The 16,840-nt window shown below is 41.2% G+C and carries 13 protein-coding genes; 6 read left to right on the plus strand and 7 right to left on the minus strand.

Annotated elements, in window-relative coordinates; genetic code table 11:
* Positions 1-4 precede the first annotated feature (4 nt).
* The 6 genes from DS885_RS08735 to DS885_RS08760 form a co-directional block, all read right to left on the minus strand.
* Positions 5-871 (minus strand): carboxylate/amino acid/amine transporter, encoded by an 867-nt coding sequence (locus DS885_RS08735; protein WP_113819052.1) that lies wholly within the window; start codon positions 869-871, stop codon positions 5-7.
* Between the two features lie 209 nt (positions 872-1,080).
* Entirely contained in the window at positions 1,081-2,958 is a 1,878-nt protein-coding gene (locus DS885_RS08740; protein WP_113819053.1) for an RCC1 domain-containing protein, read from the minus strand.
* Between the two features lie 300 nt (positions 2,959-3,258).
* Positions 3,259-4,752: a CoA-acylating methylmalonate-semialdehyde dehydrogenase gene (locus DS885_RS08745; RefSeq protein WP_113819054.1), complete on the minus strand. Its 1,494-nt coding sequence runs from the start codon at positions 4,750-4,752 to the stop codon at positions 3,259-3,261.
* A gap of 38 nt (positions 4,753-4,790) precedes the next feature.
* Positions 4,791-6,128, minus strand: a complete 1,338-nt coding sequence (locus DS885_RS08750) for an aspartate aminotransferase family protein (protein WP_113819055.1) — start codon at positions 6,126-6,128, stop codon at positions 4,791-4,793.
* 32 nt (positions 6,129-6,160) lie between these two features.
* A complete protein-coding gene (gene preA, locus DS885_RS08755) occupies positions 6,161-7,435 on the minus strand; it encodes an NAD-dependent dihydropyrimidine dehydrogenase subunit PreA (RefSeq protein WP_113819056.1) in 1,275 nt (424 codons plus the stop codon).
* A gap of 1 nt (position 7,436) precedes the next feature.
* A complete protein-coding gene (locus tag DS885_RS08760; protein WP_258546875.1) occupies positions 7,437-8,783 on the minus strand; it encodes an NAD(P)-dependent oxidoreductase in 1,347 nt (448 codons plus the stop codon).
* A 296-nt stretch (positions 8,784-9,079) separates the two neighbouring features.
* Between DS885_RS08760 and DS885_RS08765 the strand changes: the two genes are divergently transcribed.
* Positions 9,080-9,730: a TetR family transcriptional regulator C-terminal domain-containing protein gene (locus DS885_RS08765; protein ID WP_113819058.1), complete on the plus strand. Its 651-nt coding sequence runs from the start codon at positions 9,080-9,082 to the stop codon at positions 9,728-9,730.
* 100 nt (positions 9,731-9,830) lie between these two features.
* Here the strand turns inward: DS885_RS08765 and DS885_RS08770 are convergent, their stop codons facing one another.
* Positions 9,831-11,060, minus strand: coding sequence for a Zn-dependent hydrolase (locus tag DS885_RS08770; protein WP_113819059.1), 1,230 nt, complete (start codon positions 11,058-11,060; stop codon positions 9,831-9,833).
* 467 nt (positions 11,061-11,527) lie between these two features.
* On the opposite strand from DS885_RS08770, the gene hydA reads away from it, so the two are divergent.
* The 5 genes from hydA to DS885_RS08795 all read left to right on the plus strand — a co-directional run bounded on the left by hydA (position 11,528) and on the right by DS885_RS08795 (position 16,777).
* Positions 11,528-12,967 (plus strand): dihydropyrimidinase, encoded by a 1,440-nt coding sequence (gene hydA, locus DS885_RS08775; protein WP_113819060.1) that lies wholly within the window; start codon positions 11,528-11,530, stop codon positions 12,965-12,967.
* A gap of 30 nt (positions 12,968-12,997) precedes the next feature.
* Positions 12,998-13,849 (plus strand): ABC transporter ATP-binding protein, encoded by an 852-nt coding sequence (locus DS885_RS08780; RefSeq protein WP_258546876.1) that lies wholly within the window; start codon positions 12,998-13,000, stop codon positions 13,847-13,849.
* Between the two features lie 28 nt (positions 13,850-13,877).
* Entirely contained in the window at positions 13,878-14,750 is an 873-nt protein-coding gene (locus tag DS885_RS08785) for an ABC transporter permease (protein WP_113819061.1), read from the plus strand.
* Positions 14,743-15,693, plus strand: coding sequence for an ABC transporter permease (locus DS885_RS08790; RefSeq protein ID WP_113819062.1), 951 nt, complete (start codon positions 14,743-14,745; stop codon positions 15,691-15,693). The genes DS885_RS08785 and DS885_RS08790 overlap by 8 nt, the downstream gene beginning before the upstream one ends.
* 82 nt (positions 15,694-15,775) lie before the next feature.
* Positions 15,776-16,777, plus strand: a complete 1,002-nt coding sequence (locus DS885_RS08795) for an ABC transporter substrate-binding protein (RefSeq protein ID WP_113819063.1) — start codon at positions 15,776-15,778, stop codon at positions 16,775-16,777.
* The last annotated feature ends 63 nt before the right edge of the window (positions 16,778-16,840 follow it).

Genomic DNA, 16,840 nt, shown 5'->3' on the forward strand with positions numbered 1-16,840 from the left:
GCAACTAATTTTTAACTAATGTTTCTGGCTTTTTACTTAAAAAGTGATTCAGTACTAACGCCGCAACAATAATCACAGCCCCTATACTTAATCTCAGTAAATCAGCCTGTTTATTCCAAATAAGTAAATTAACTAATATGCCAGCGGGGATTAATAGGTTATTCATGATCGCTAAGGTACCAACATTGACTTTAGTTGCTCCTTTATTCCAAGCAAAATATCCCAATCCCGATGCAATGGTACCTAAGTACAATAAGATCCCCCACTGAGTAGTGGTGGTTGGTAATTTATCTGGATTACCAAAACTGATGTAACATACAGTTGCTACGCATAATGCACCAATAAAGAACCAACCAAATACCGTTTTATGATCTAGTTTACTATCTGACATTAAACGGCTATAAGCCACCTGCCCAATAGCAAAACAAAGATTAGCACCTTGAACCAATAAGAGTCCAAACCAGAAATCACTACTGATATTGCCATAACGAATAGCGACAGCTCCCAATACAGAAATCACTGCAACAAGAAAAAATTGAGGTTTAAAACGCTTATCTAATGCATCGTTCAAGAGAGTGACATAAATAGGTGTCATAACAGAAAACAATAAAACCTCTGGCACCGACAAGTATAAGAATGAGTGATAATAAAATACATACATCAAACCCAGCTGAACTGCACCAATCATCATAATGCGAGCAGCTAAGGATTTATCCATTTGTTGTATTTTCAAAAAAGGAAGAAAAATAAGCGCGGCTAACGCAATGCGAATAAACACACTAAACCAAGCATCAACTTGACCAGCTAAATATACGCCAATCAAACTAAAGGAGAATGCCCACAGTAAGGTTACTGATAATAAATAAGCCATAGTAAATCCATTTTAATGATAATTAATAAAAGTTTCGTTGAACCCTGCATCAGTGACACAAAATCGAGCTCGTTAATAAAAAGACGAGTTTACCACGTTAATCAGCTATTTAACTGTCACATTATTTTTTAACACCTATAACAAAAAGGCTTTAACAATCATGTTAAAGCCTTTAAGTCGTTATATAAGCTATTTTATGCAGAATAACATTATGGTGTTACATCTATTTCAATCGGAGAGTAACAAACTGTCGATGAAGCAGTCCCATCATACAGGCTGATATTAGTTTCAGCACACTCGTCTTGCTCTACTGCCAGACGACCATCACTACCAGATCCCCATGCATAAACAGTGTTGTCTTCTGTGACAGCAAAATGACTTGATGTATTAGCACTCATAGTAACAATAAAGTGGTCATCTAAGGTTGTGTTTTTAACCGCTTCTACTGAGATTTGACGCTCAATACCTGAGCTATCGGTTTCATAACCATTTCCCATATACCCAGTACCCATGTCACCCCAAGAGTAGATGTCACCAGCTTCTGTTAATGCACGGGCATTACGACTACCGCCTTGGAATGCAATGATACGATCCGAGCCTAACGCTTCTGAGCCAGTAGATAAATTATCAATCACTTCCGGGATTAATACACTTTCAACGTCAGAAACTTTATAAATAGACCCACTCAACTCAGGTGTTCCTTGTGCTAGCGCACCATAACTGTTGTTACCCCACCCATAAACAACACCTTCATTATCAACAGCTAAACCAAAATCGGCACCGGCTTCAATAGCAACTATATTCTTACCTTCCAATATTTTTAATGGTGTAGAGCGGTCAACACTGACACTGCCATCACCTAGCTCACCCTTACTTGAATTATTGCCCCAAGAATAGACATCACCATCTTCTGTTAATGCATAAACAGTGTGGTCACGTACAGCAAGGTCAACAATAACCTCTGAAATTAACACTAAACCGAAGGTGCTTTGGTCATCAGAGGAGTCATCTAATCGACCTAGTTGCAAATTCCCATTATCGCCGGACGAGTAAACATTACCAGAACGAGTCACAACATAAGTATTAGCCGAGCCCGATGTCGCATAAGTAGCTAAATCATCATTTGGTAACAACACTTCCGTTGGGAATGTAACCGGATCAGTATGACTTAAACCTAAGCCACCTACTGTATTCGCCCCAAAAACAAATAATCGACCATCTTCCGTGACCATTGCACCATCGGTTTGATCCGTTGAAATACGTTTGAAGCTTAATGAGTCATCACTCAAGGTAACCCAACCGGAGCTGGCATTATAAAGCCCATATTGTCGCGCTATATTACCTTCTATATAACAAGCATTTTCTTCATCAGAAAGACTATCATTGCCTTCTTCATTTAATTCTGTTCCTGGTTCAAGGTCTGTATCAGACTCTCTGCCTAACTTTAACCTTAACTCACTGCCACAGTAACGGCTTGGTGATTCATCATAAACAACCCCACCGTAGTTCTCACCAAAACTAAAAGGTTTACCCGCAACTGTTAATCCAAGCGTATGATGGTTACCAGCAGATAAGGTCGTATAGCTTCCTAAATTCATAGTTTTAGCGTAAGCAAAAGCAGTCGCATTGCTCACTGCGCTTGTTGCTTGTTCAAAATCCGTTTCATCGATCTCGATAAAGTCAGCATTGTCATCGCTTAACACACTGGTATCTAAACTTAGACCATTATATATATCGCCATCGTCATCTAATGCTAGCATCATTTTTAATAGTTTAATTGACTGTGTTTGACGCGCGCTACTCTCTTCTACTAAGTCAGAAATAGTAATGCTAGAGTCAGCCACAACTTCTGAGAGGCTATAACCTGCTAGACTAAAAGTGATGGTTTCACCATCACGATACTCAAATGAACCAGATTCATCGGTTGTGCCAGACAGTGTATCCGTCGAATAAGCTAAACCAGAAACAGCCACTTCTAATTGGCCATTCATCACATCCGATAATTCAACTGAATCTGTTGAGTCTTCGTTACAAGCAGTCGTCAATGCAACCGATGCACTTAATGCCAATACTTTAGTTAACTTCATATTTTATTTTACACTCACATAAATGATAATGGTTATCAATATATTTATTAAGAGGCTAAAACACGAGTCAATTTACATTTTTTACTACTTAAATTTAAACCTTATTGATCATAAGGTTAACGTTAATAAGACCAAGTATTGTAAGTTGTTTTTATTGAATGAAAACCAAAGGAGAAAACCTAAAAAACAAATAACATTTTTCTTTCAGCATATCTTGGATACAAAAAAGCCCTTGTCTGCATTTTACAAACAAGGGCTTTCTATTTAATGATATGACTCTAACGTCATAGCTATTACGCTTTAACTAGGAAAAGCGAAACTCGCTCCTTCCCTTACGCCACTTGATGGCCAACGCTGTGTAATGGTTTTACGTTTAGTGTAGAACTTAACACCATCTGGGCCGTAGGCACTTAAATCACCAAACAGTGAACGTTTCCAACCACCAAAACTATGGTAAGCAACCGGCACCGGTAATGGCACGTTAATGCCAACCATACCCACTTCAATATTATCTGAGAAATAACGCGCGGCTTCACCATCACGGGTGAAGATACAAGTGCCATTGCCATATTCATGGTCATTGATTAACTGCATCGCCTGATCCATAGATTCAACGCGCATCACTTGAAGTACAGGGCCAAAAATTTCAGCTTTGTAACTGTCCATCTCTGCTTTAACGTTATCAATCAAGGTTGCGCCAACAAAGTAGCCATTTTCATAACCTACAACGCTTATGTCACGGCCATCAACAACAATACTTGCACCATCGGCTTCAGCGCTATCAATGTAACCCACTACTTTCTGCTGATGTTGCTTGGTAATAACAGGGCCAAAATCGTTATAGGTATTATCAAAGACACCGACTTTTAAGCTCTGCATGGCGACGGTCATTTTTTCAATCAATGCATCAGCGGCTTGATCACCTACGGCGACAACCACAGATAACGCCATACAACGTTCACCAGAGGAACCAAAAGCTGCACCTAATAGTTGATTAACTGCATTGTCCATATCGGCATCGGGCATAATAATCGCGTGATTTTTTGCACCACCTAATGCTTGGCAACGTTTACCGCTTGCAGTTGCTTTTGTATAAATATGCTCAGCAATTGGGGTAGAGCCAACAAAACTCACCGCTTTTACACGTTTATCTTCGAGAATGGCATCAACAGCTTGTTTATCACCATTTACTACATTTAACACACCCTTAGGTAAGCCGGCTTGTTGTAATAACTGCGCTAAAAATAAAGGTGCACTTGGGTTTCTTTCAGAAGGTTTTAGAATAAAACAGTTACCACACACGATCGCCAATGGAAACATCCACATCGGTACCATTGCTGGGAAGTTAAAAGGTGTGATCCCAGCCACGACACCAATTGATTGCATTTCACTCCAGGAATCAACATTCGGTCCTGCATTTTTGCTGTACTCCCCTTTTAACAATTCGGGAGCACCACAAGCATATTCAACGTTCTCAATACCACGTTGTAACTCGCCCGCTGCGTCATGCAAAATTTTACCGTGCTCTTTACCTAAAAGATGACAAATTTTATCGCGGTTTTCTTCTAATAACTCTTTAAAACGAAACATAATACGAGCACGTTTTAAAGGTGGTGTATTACGCCATTCAGGAAAAGCTTGTTGTGCCGATGCGATCGCCGCCTCCACGGTTTCTTTAGACGCTAATGCAACTTGTGTGGCAACTTCCCCTAATGCTGGGTCAAATACATCCTGTGTTCGGCTATTATCTTCTATTACTTCACCATCAATAAAATGGCCTACTACTTGTGTCATAACAATCTCCATGTGGTATTACCACGTTATTAGTTTTTTTAAGCTATTTCGTTGAAAGTTTCACCTAACGCATTAATTAAGGAATCGATTTCAGCCTTCTCAGTGGTGAAAGGCAAACCTAGTTGAACAGTCGCGCCACCATATCTAATGAAAAAACCTTTCTGCCACATTTTCATGCCAATTTGATAAGGTCTTAATGCAGGGTCACCATTGTTTGGCGCAATAGTAAAACCTGCGGCAAAACCATAATTGCGAATATCAACAATATGCTTACAGCCTTTTAAACTGTGTACCGCTTGCTGAAAGTAATCGCTCATTGCTTTCACTCTTTCCGGTAATTTCTCTTGCTGTAAAAGATCTAATGTCGCCAAACCCGCCGCACAAGCAACGGGATGTGCTGAGTAGGTATAACCATGTGGAAACTCAATCATATGGTCGCCACCGCTATTATCCATATAGGTATCGTAAATCTCTTGTTTAGCCACCACTGCCCCCATCGGAATAGCACCGTTAGTGACCTGTTTAGCAATATTGATCATATCTGGTACAACGCCAAAAGCTTCTGCACCGGTTTTTGCGCCCATTCGACCAAAACTACAAATGACTTCATCAAATATCAGTAGAATATTATTATCGGTACAAATTTCGCGAAGACGATCTAAGTATCCAACAGGAGGTGGAATCACCCCCGCAGACCCAGATAATGGCTCGACAATAACCGCAGCGATGTTTGACGCATCATGTAATGCGATAATATCTAACAGCTCTTCCGCTAGTACTTTCCCATGCTCAGGTTGTCCCTGGCTAAATAGGTTTTCAGGCAATAGGGTATGACGCAGATGATCCGCTTCCACCGCAGGCCCAAACATGGCGCGATTACCACCAATGCCGCCCACAGAGATACCACCGAAATTACTGCCGTGATAACCTAAACCACGACCTATCAATTTGGTTTTTGTCGCTTGCCCTTTTTTACGCCAGTAGCCACGTGCCATCTTTAATGAGGTTTCAGCGGCTTCAGAACCAGATCCGGTATAAAACACGCGATTTAAACCTTGCGGCATAAACTCAGTAATTTTTTCGGCTAGTTGAAATGACTTCTCATGGCCAAACTGAAAACCTGGTGAGTAATCAAGGGTATTAAGTTGCTGACTCACTGCCTCAGTAATTTCCGGTCGACAATGTCCCAACCCTGTACACCAAAGACCAGATAATCCATCAAAAATTTTACGCCCTGCATCATCAGTAAAATAGCGCCCGGCTGCGGATGCTATGATTCTTGGGTCTTTTTTGAATTCACGGTTTGCGGAATAAGGCATCCAATGCGCATCTAATTGCGACTGTGTCAGACTATGGTTAACCTGTTTTTTATTCATAATTTACCTCAAAAAATAGATGACATGAGCCGTTATACTTCTTCACGATGCGGATTACGTTCATCTTGCATCCAGTTCATATATGGCTGCCCTTTTGAACGCTCATCCATAGTGATACAGTCATCAACCGGGCAAGTAATTTCACAGAGATTACAACCCACACAGTTATCATCGATAATGCCAAAACTATTAGTACCATCTTCATTTGCAGTCACTTCGATAGCTTGATGTGAGGTATCTTCACAGGCTTGGTAACAACGACCACAACCAATACATTTATCTTCATCGATGGTAGCCACCACCTTGTAGTTCATATTGAGCTTTTTCCAATCCGTTGTATTCGGAACTGCTAATCCTTTAAAGGCTTCAATATTTTCGTAGCCTTTACTGTCCATCCAGTTTGATAAACCTTCTTTCATCTCTGTGACAATGTTAAACCCGTAAATCATCGCCGCAGTACAAACTTGTACAGAGCCAGCGCCTAAGGAGATAAACTCAGCAGCATCACGCCAATTACCAATGCCGCCTATGCCTGAAATCGGTAAACCAGCGGTTTCAGGGTCACGAGCAATTTCACCCACCATATTCAGCGCAATCGGTTTAACGGCAGGACCACAGTAACCACCGTGTGTACTTTTTCCGTCTACAATTGGTCGAGCAGCCATCGCATCAAGGTCAATACTGGTAATAGAGTTGATGGTATTAATTAACGACACCGCATCGGCCCCTCCACTTTTAGCGGCACGCGCTGGGAACCTTACATCGGTAATATTGGGCGTTAACTTAACAATGACCGGCATTTTACTGTGCTCTTTACACCAACGAGTGACCATCTCAACATACTCAGGTACTTGGCCAACAGCAGCCCCCATGCCGCGTTCAGGCATGCCATGAGGACAACCGAAGTTAAGTTCAATACCATCAGCGCCAGTTGCTTCTACTTGTTTTAAAATAGTTTTCCAAATCTGTTCCTCACAAGGCATCATTAACGACACCACTAAGGCACGGTCAGGCCAGCTTTTTTTCACCGCTTCAATTTCTCGCAAGTTAATCTCTAAACTACGGTCAGTGATTAATTCAATATTGTTAAAACCAGACACCTCACCATTGTGGTCATACAGTGCAGAATAACGAGATGAAACATTGACCGCAGCAGGGTCTTCACCTAAGGTTTTCCAAACTACCCCTCCCCAACCCGCTTCAAAAGCACGCTCAACGTTATAGGCTTTGTCTGTTGGTGGCGCTGAAGCTAGCCAAAATGGATTGGGTGCTTTAATACCTACAAAATCAATTGATAAATCAGCCATGTTATTTCTCCTCAGATGAAGTTAGTTCTTGATGAATGGCTAATGCCGCTAGTTTGCCCTGTTGCACTGCTTCAACAGTTAAGTCTTGCCCTACACCCGTGCAATCTCCACCTGCAAACACACCTTCAATACTGGTTAATTGGTTATGAAATGTAGCGACTTTACCGTTACTAATAGTAGGAATAAGTTGTTCGGTTTGTGGGTATGCCATTTTTTGACCAACGGCTTTAAACACAGCACTACAAGGCACTTCAAACTGCTCTCCAGTGCTTTTTAGCTTGTCTTGATCGAGGTAGGTTTTACTAAAGGTCATTGACCTTAATTTACCCTGTTCATCAAGGTTAATTTTTTCTGGCTGACTCCATGTTTTAATACGAACTTGATGGTTTTTAGCTATTTGCTGTTCATGGCCGGTAGCGCTCATTTGTGCTTCACCACGGCGATAAACTAAGGTGACCTCTTCAGTACCTAAACGCTTTAATTGACAAGCGATATCAATGGCGGTGTTACCTGCACCAATCACTATTGCGCTGTCTTTTGGGATATCCAGTTGGTCAATATCAGTGGCTTGACGCAACTCTTTAATGAAATCAACTGAATTTAATACTGAATCGTTATCTTCATGTTCTAAATACAGTGATGAAGTGTCTTGTAAACCAATGCTGAGGAACACCGAATCAAACTCTTCCTTAAGTGTTGATAGGCTAATATCTTTACCGAGCGCGCGATCATAGTGCACCGTAATACCACCGATACTTAAGATAAAGTCGACCTCTTCCTGAGCAAAATTTTCGGTTAACTTGTATTTAGCGATACCATATTCATTTAAACCACCCGCTTTTGGCTGTGCTTCAAATACTTCCACCTCATGACCTAACAGTGCTAGACGATGTGCACAACTTAACCCAGCAGGGCCAGCACCTACCACAGCAATTTTTTTACCTGTGTTTTCTGCACGTTCAAAGGGATGCCCTTCAAATTCCGCATTATCCGTTGCGTGACGTTGTAATAAACCAATTTTTACAGGCGCTTTTTCAGCTTCATGATTACGCACACAAGCTTGCTCACAGAGAATTTCAGTAGGACAAACACGTGCACAACTGCCCCCCATAATATTTTCTTTATAGATAGTTTTAGCAGCACCGGTTAAATCATCGGCATGAATACTAGCGATAAAGCTAGGAATATTAATTTTAGATGGGCATGCCTTAATACAAGGTGCGTCATAACAATAATAACAACGTGAACTTTCGATACCTGCCTGACGCGCACTTAAGGCTGGATTGATGTCCTTAAACATTTGGTCTAATGCTAATTGTTGCTGTGAATAGTTTACTGAATTGTCCATATTCATCACTATAACCTCTCCTATTTATAATTAATGTTGCACTATCTTTTTATGATTGACCCTTTGGACAATGCAAACAACAAGCCAACTACCTGACCACAGAGTCAACAAGTTAGATTAAAAAACGAACATGAGGCTAAGCGATTGTTTTGCTTAGTATAAAAATTAAGCTTATATTAAACGCTGAGATCGCTTATAAGTCTTTAAATAGTAATCACTTCGATCTAAGATATGAATGTGGAGTAATGCTGCACCATGACAAGGCTGTTGCGATAAAACAGTGCGGAGAATGATTAATGACTGACACTAAGAAAAGTGTAATAAAACGCCGAAAATCAGCTGATATTCGTAAAGGTAACCTACAGTTAATTTTAACCGTAGCAGAACAGCGCTTTGCTGAATTTGGCTATAATGGCACCACTATCTCTTCTATTGCCGAACAAGCGAACCTGCCAAAATCGAATATTCTCTATTATTTCAAAACTAAAGAGGTGCTTTATAAAGAAGTACTTAGCCAAATTTTAAAGATTTGGTTGGTGGATATGGAAGAGATGACCGCAGATCAGCATCCTAAAGAGGCGCTCAGACAGTATATTCTGCTTAAGGTAAGACAATCTAAAGATCACTCCAATGCCTCTCGTATCTTTGCTTCTGAGCTACTACATGGCGCGCCATTTTTAAAAGAAAAGCTACAAACCGACTTAAAAGTACAGTTTATTAGCACCTGCCAAGTGATTCGTGAGTGGATCGCCAAGCAATGGATGAACCCAATTAGCCCAGAACATTTACTGTTTATGATCTGGTCATCAACACAAGCCTATGCCGACTATGGATTACAAAGTAGTATTTTGATGGGTAAAGCGGAGTTAGATGATGATGATTTTGAAACGGGTGCAGAACTGATCACGCAAATAGTATTAAGAGGATGTGGTATTAAACAACTATAACATGCCGATTTAAAATTTATAACACATTGTAAATAAAGTATTTATCAACTTATTTACAATGTGTTTAAACGACTAATTAATTGCCTTTACTGAGTGTAACCTAAACCACTTCAGCCATGGTCAGCATAGCATTCAACAGTACAGAACAGCCCCCTTCACACTCTTCCTGAGTGGTACTTTCAATTTCATTGTGACTAATTCCATCTAAACAGGGTGTAAAAATCATACTCGTCGGAGCAAAATCCGAAACATAACAAGCATCATGTCCAGCCCCCGCAATAATATCCATATGGCTATAACCTAAGTCGACCGTTGCTTGGCGTACTGCATTCACACAGTCTTCGTTAAAGTGAATAGGTTCGTAATACCAGAATGGGTCAAGTGCAATGGTTGGACCCGTTGCCTCTATCTCTTTAATCGCAGCTTTTAAGGCTTCATCCATTTTAGTTAGCTCTTCATCAATCGGATGACGTAGGTCAATACTCATGGAGATCTCGCCTGGAATAGTATTTCGCGAGTTTGGCATCACTTGCATAAAGCCCACTGTGCCACAGCCTGGTGGATGCGCTTTGGCGATCTCTTCAACCTTTAACACCAGTTGCGAACTTGCAATTAATGCATCACTACGTAAATGCATAGGTGTGGTACCAGCATGAGATTCTCGCCCAGTTAACACTGCGTTATACCAACGTTGCCCTTGACCACCAGTCACTACGCCCACTTGTTTTTCTTCTGCTTCTAAATAAGGCCCTTGCTCAATATGTGTTTCAAAGAAAGCATGGAATTGACGACCAGTAACCGGCGTTTCACCCGCAAAACCAATGCGTTCAAGTTCATCACCTAAGCGCAAACCATCAACGTCTTTAGTGTCTAAAATCTCTTGCAGAGTAAAGCGACCAGAAACCACACCAGAGCCCATCATAGCAGGTGCAAAACGCGAACCTTCTTCATTTGTCCAGACTGAAATTTCAATGGGGTGCTTAGTTTTAATGCCTTGATCGTTCATTGTACGCACCACTTCTAACCCAGCCAATACACCATATACACCATCAAACTTACCACCTGTCGGCTGGGTATCAAGGTGACTGCCTGTTCCCACTGGCGGTAAACTCATATCTTCACCAGGGCGAGTACACATAATATTACCGACTGCATCAACCTTTACAGTACAGCCCGCTTCTTCAGCCCATTTAATATATAATTCACGTCCTTGCTTATCTAAATCAGTCAATGCAAGACGACAACATCCGCCTTTCGCTGTGCCCCCTATTTTCGCCATTACCATTAAACTATCCCAGAGGCGATCACTATTAATTTTTAATGCTTCCATGTTTGACTCCAATACAAGTTGATTTAAACGACATTACGCACATAACATAATTAATTTAGTACAATGCAAGATACTGACCAACAGGACAACAAGTTTAAAGTTTAATGACACCCCTTATATATAGCTACTTGCATACATTTAAAACAAATAGAATAGATATTAATCATTATCAGTACAATATTCATGCACCACTATGGTGAGCAAATGCCCTGATATTGAGCAAGGCTATTGCCTCCCTACTATTTACCAACCCCTTTAAAAATAGACTTTAATTGCCTATAAGTAAGTAACAGCGCCTATCAGAACAACAATTCCCGTCCAGTTGGTCAGTTAGTTAGTTGTTGGCTTGTAAATTGCAAACCCTTTAATAAACACAAATCTTATCTTGTAAATATCATATTCAAGATGAGCATCTCGATTTTATTATTGGTGCGCGCAAGGCCACCTTCATGGAGGAGTTGATCACAATGAGTTTATTAATCAAAGGCGGAAAGCTAGTTAACGCAGATCAAAGTCTGTTTACAGATGTGTATTGTGAAGATGGCGTTATTAAAGCAATAGGCAATGAGCTTGAAGTACCGGAAGGTACCGAAGTGATCGATGCAACAGGAAAATTAGTGATGCCAGGCGGTATTGACCCGCACACACATATGCAATTACCGTTTATGGGTACAGTAGCCAGCGAAGACTTCTATTCAGGTACAGCCGCTGGCCTGGCAGGCGGTACGACTATGATCATCGATTTTGTTATCCCTAGCCCACAACAACCTTTAATGGAAGCATTTGACACTTGGAAAGGTTGGGCGTCGCGCTCGGTTTCCGATTACTCTTTTCATGTGGCCGTCACTTGGTGGGATGAATCAGTATCACAAGATATGCAAACTCTAGTAACAGAAGAAGGCGTCAATAGCTTCAAACACTTCATGGCTTATAAAAATGCCATCATGGCCGAAGATGAAACCTTGGTAAACAGCTTTAACCGCTGTTTAGAGCTAGGTGCCATGCCCACAGTGCATGCTGAAAATGGAGAGTTAGTACATCATTTACAACAAAAGATGCTTAAAGCGGGCATAACAGGCCCAGAAGCACATCCGCAATCACGTCCACCAGAAGTAGAGGGTGAAGCTTCTAACCGCGCTATTCGTATTGCTCAATCCATTGGCGTTCCTTTGTATTTAGTTCATGTTTCATGCACTGAAGCTATTGATGAAATAGCACGAGCAAAATCCGAAGGACAACGTGTTTATGGTGAATGTTTAGCTGGGCATTTAGAACTAGATGATAGTGTCTACAAAAATCCAGATTGGGCAACAGCTGCTGCGCATGTCATGAGCCCTCCTTTTCGCCCTAAAGGCCATCAAGAAGCCTTATGGAAGGCGTTACAAGGTGGCACAGTACAAACGACCGCCACCGATCACTGTTGCTTTTGTGAAGATCAAAAAGCCATGGGGAAAGATAACTTCACACAAATTCCTAACGGGACAGCCGGTGTTGAAGACCGCCTAATGGTGTTATGGGACTCAGGTGTTAATAAAGGCCGCTTAACTGAAAATGAGTTTGTCTCAGTGACCTCTACTAATACAGCCAAAATATTCAACATTTACCCACAGAAAGGCTGTATTGCAGTGGGCTCTGATGCAGATATTGTGATTTGGGATCCGGCTAAAGAACATACGCTATCAGCTAAAACACATCACCAAAAAATTGATTTTAATATTTTTGAAGGACGCACTGTTACAGGCTCGCCACATATTACCATCAGCCAAGGGAAAGTGGTCTTTAAAGATGGTCAACTGAATGTTGTTGAAGGCGCTGGACGCTATATCAAACGCCCTGCTTACCCGACCATATTTGATGCGGTTAAAAAATATAACCAAGAGCATGCACCTTATACGGTTGAACGTTAATAAAAATAACAAACAGATAAGTGAGGTTATATGCTAGCAACTGAAGAAGCAGCAATGGAATCTGCCCCCGAAGTAACTGAAAAGCCTGAAAAAGCTGAACAAACTAAGCGAGAAATGATCGCCATTGATGATTTATCGCTTATTTTTCCCAGTAAAGATGGCGATGTACATGCGCTATCAAATATTAATTTAAGTATTAAAAGTGGTGATTTTGTCTCTTTTATCGGCCCTTCTGGGTGCGGTAAAACCACTTTACTGCGGGTTATAGCCGATTTAGAAAAAGCCACGTCAGGTGATTTAAAAGTCAATGGTACCGATGCACAGGATGCGCGTTTAAACCGCTTGTATGGTTACGTATTCCAAGCCGCCGCTTTATTACCTTGGCGTAATATCCAACAAAACTGCGCTTTACCTATGGAAATTTCAGGCTTATCACCTGCGCAACAAAATAAACAAATAGATAAGTATTTAAAAATGGTTGGATTACAAGACTTCCATAAGAAATTTCCATGGCAGCTATCAGGTGGAATGCAACAACGCGCGTCTATTGCCCGCGCATTGTGTTTAAATCCAGATTTATTACTAATGGATGAACCCTTTGGTGCATTGGATGAAATAACCCGTGATCACATGAACATTGAACTACTGCGAATTTGGAGTGAAACACAAAAAACGGTCGTTTTTGTAACCCACTCGATTGATGAAGCGGTTTTACTCTCCACTCATATTGTAGTGATGTCACCACGTCCCGGCCGTATCGTTAAAGTAATAGAGAGCCCATTACCTCGATTAAAAACCTTAGCGTTACGCGACGACCCAGCTTTTCATGCCTTAGCCAGCGAGATTCGTACTGCACTTGCTCACGAGCATGCTATCGATTAATCATAACCGACTAAAGGATTAGACATTTATGAAACAAAAGATTTTTTCTTTCGTCAGTGTATTTGCGATCGTGATTGCGGTTTGGTATCTCGCAGCCTTACTGATGAATGGTAATCAACTGATTAATAACCTAGAGCGCAAAAATCAATCCTGGACCTATCAGCAGATTATTGCAGGTGCTTACGACGTAAAGCGCCCAATGTTGCCTGCACCTCATCAAGTGGGACAAGAGTTGATCAAGTCGATTATTGATCGCCCAGTAACCTCTAAACGTTCTTTAATCTACCATGCACAAATTACCCTCAATTCTACCTTGTTAGGTTTTGTATTTGGCTCTTTGTTAGGTATTTTAATTGCCGTGGGCATAGTACATAACAAAACCTTAGAGTCGAGCTTAATGCCCTGGGTGATTGCCTCACAAACGATTCCTATCCTAGCTATTGCCCCCATGATAGTGGTGGTATTAGGCGCAATTAACATTACTGGTGTGATCCCTAAAGCGATTATCTCTATGTATTTGTCCTTCTTTCCGGTCACCATTGCCATGGTAAAAGGCTTGCGTTCATCGGATAAATTACATGAAGAGTTAATGCACACCTACAGTGCTACCGCTAAGGATATCTTCTGGAAGTTACGTTGGTATTCAGCACAACCTTACCTGTTTGCAAGTTTAAAAGTGGCAATTGCCGCTGCATTAGTCGGTGCGATTGTCGCTGAATTACCTACTGGTGCACAGGGTGGATTGGGTGCTCGTTTACTGAGTGGCTCCTATTATGGTCAAACCGAACAAATCTGGTCAGCACTGATCGTTGCCGCAACGTTGGGATCTATTTTAGTCTGGTTAGTAGGGATTGCAGAAAGAGTGCTGTTGCGCCGCCGAGGAGAGCTTGATCATGCCTAAAACATTAAAAAATTGTATCTATATCGCTTTAATTGTACTGCAATTAGGGTTAGTGGTGTTTAGTGAAACGGGTTTCTATCATGCCTTCTCACCTTCAGTTTTATTATTAATCGCAGCGGCCTACAGTATGGCTAAATTATTAGGACAGTTAACTAATCTAGAAACTAAATACAAATACATTAAACCAATCATTCCAACTTTATTCGCTTTTATGCTGATATTAACCTGGGAAAGTATTGTTCAAGGTTATGCTATTTCGCCTATTTTAATGCCTGCACCCAGCAACATATTCCATGCGTTGATCAGTAATATTCCGATGCTCTGGGCTGACTTTAAACAAACCTACTTAAAAGCGGTATTGGCGGGATATATCATAGGGTGTTTATCGGGCTTTCTAGTGGCGCAATGGGCAGTCAGGAATAAAGTACTGCAGGATGCACTGATGCCATTGGGCAACTTTATGTCTGCGATTCCGATTGTGGGTATCGCACCAATCATGGTGATGTGGTTTGGTTTTGACTGGCAGTCTAAAGCCGCAGTGATTGTGATAATGACCTTCTTCCCGATGTTCATTAATACCCTAACGGGTTTGCAATCCACCGATGCACTACATAAAGATTTGATGCACACTTATGCCGCTAAAAAATCACAAATATTCTTTAAGAACCAATTACCTCATGCCCTTCCGTTTATCTTTAATGCATTGAAATTAAACTCTGCATTAGCCTTAATCGGCGCGATCGTTGCTGAATTCTTTGGCACACCTATCGTTGGCATGGGATTTCGAATTTCGACCGAGGTAGGTCGAATGAATATGGACTTGGTATGGGCCACTATTGTGGTGGCCGCGATAGCGGGTTCATTAAGTTATGGGGCACTTGCTTTATTAGAGAAGTCCTTATTGTTTTGGCACCCCTCGTACCGAGAAGGTAAAAACAGTTAATGCTATCTAATTAATTCAATAACAGTAGGACATTGAATTCAATTAGTTTTACGTCACTTTACAATAGAAAAGGGAATAAACTATGAAAAGAACGCTAATCACACTCGCAACGGGCGCCGCTTTATTTGCATCAAGCTTTAGCGCTAGTGCAGCAGATAAACTGACACTGCAATTAAAATGGGTAACACAAGCTCAATTTGCAGGCTATTACGCCGCTTTAGAGAATGGTTACTATAAAGACGAAGGCATTGACCTTTCTATTAAACCCGGTGGCCCTGATATTGCACCTGCTCAAGTATTAGCAGGCGGTGGTGCAGACGTTATTGTGGATTGGTTACCTTCCGCATTAGCAACACGTGAAAAAGGCTTACCTATGGTCAATATCTCTCAGGTTTACAGTAAATCTGGGATGATGCTGACCTGTTTAAAGTCCAGTGGCATCAAAACATCGGCTGACTTTAAAGGGAAAACCCTTGGCGTCTGGTTCTTTGGTAATGAGTACCCATTCCTTAGCTGGATGTCACAGCTAGGTTACCCAACCACAGGCGGTGACGAGGGTGTAACTGTCTTAAAACAAGGCTTTAATGTTGACCCAATCTTCCAAGGACAAGCAGATTGTGTCTCGACCATGACCTACAATGAATACGGTCAAATCATGGATGGCGGTTTAACACCTGAAGAGTTAGTACTATTTAAGTATGAAGATGAAGGTGTGGCGACTTTAGAAGATGGTTTATACGTACTTGAAGAAGACTTAAAAGACGACAAGAAAGTAGAAACCTACGCTAAATTCTTAAAAGCATCATTAAAAGGTTGGAAATGGGCAGCAGACAACCCTGAAGAAGCCGCTATGATCGTCCTAGAGTATGATGACACAGGTGCGCAAACTGAAGCTCATCAAATCCGTATGATGACGGAAGTCGCTAAGTTATTAGGCTCAGGTGATGATATGGGTTATTTAGATCCAGCTGCATTTGACCGTACAGTGGATATTTTATTAAGCAGTGACTCAGCACCTGTTATCACTAAAAAACCAGTGGGTGCCTACTCGCATATTGTTTATGACAAATACAAAGAGCTTTAATACCAATTGTATTAAATAACTGAGCTAAATTTTGCGCCGGAAAAATGGCTTAGTTTGAGGCGT

Origin of the sequence: Psychromonas sp. B3M02, from assembly GCF_003318165.1 — a bacterium.
Classification (GTDB): Bacteria; Pseudomonadota; Gammaproteobacteria; order Enterobacterales; family Psychromonadaceae; genus Psychromonas.

Coding starts and splice junctions, on each gene's coding strand:
- DS885_RS08745 (WP_113819054.1), bottom strand. CDS start 4,752: ATGACACAAGTAGTAGGCCATTTTATTGATGGTGAAGTAATAGAAGAT.
- hydA (WP_113819060.1), top strand. CDS start 11,528: ATGAGTTTATTAATCAAAGGCGGAAAGCTAGTTAACGCAGATCAAAGT.
- DS885_RS08750 (WP_113819055.1), bottom strand. CDS start 6,128: ATGAATAAAAAACAGGTTAACCATAGTCTGACACAGTCGCAATTAGAT.
- DS885_RS08760 (WP_258546875.1), bottom strand. CDS start 8,783: ATGGACAATTCAGTAAACTATTCACAGCAACAATTAGCATTAGACCAA.
- DS885_RS08765 (WP_113819058.1), top strand. CDS start 9,080: ATGACTGACACTAAGAAAAGTGTAATAAAACGCCGAAAATCAGCTGAT.
- DS885_RS08770 (WP_113819059.1), bottom strand. CDS start 11,060: ATGGAAGCATTAAAAATTAATAGTGATCGCCTCTGGGATAGTTTAATG.
- preA (WP_113819056.1), bottom strand. CDS start 7,435: ATGGCTGATTTATCAATTGATTTTGTAGGTATTAAAGCACCCAATCCA.
- DS885_RS08740 (WP_113819053.1), bottom strand. CDS start 2,958: ATGAAGTTAACTAAAGTATTGGCATTAAGTGCATCGGTTGCATTGACG.
- DS885_RS08795 (WP_113819063.1), top strand. CDS start 15,776: ATGAAAAGAACGCTAATCACACTCGCAACGGGCGCCGCTTTATTTGCA.
- DS885_RS08785 (WP_113819061.1), top strand. CDS start 13,878: ATGAAACAAAAGATTTTTTCTTTCGTCAGTGTATTTGCGATCGTGATT.
- DS885_RS08790 (WP_113819062.1), top strand. CDS start 14,743: ATGCCTAAAACATTAAAAAATTGTATCTATATCGCTTTAATTGTACTG.
- DS885_RS08780 (WP_258546876.1), top strand. CDS start 12,998: ATGCTAGCAACTGAAGAAGCAGCAATGGAATCTGCCCCCGAAGTAACT.
- DS885_RS08735 (WP_113819052.1), bottom strand. CDS start 871: ATGGCTTATTTATTATCAGTAACCTTACTGTGGGCATTCTCCTTTAGT.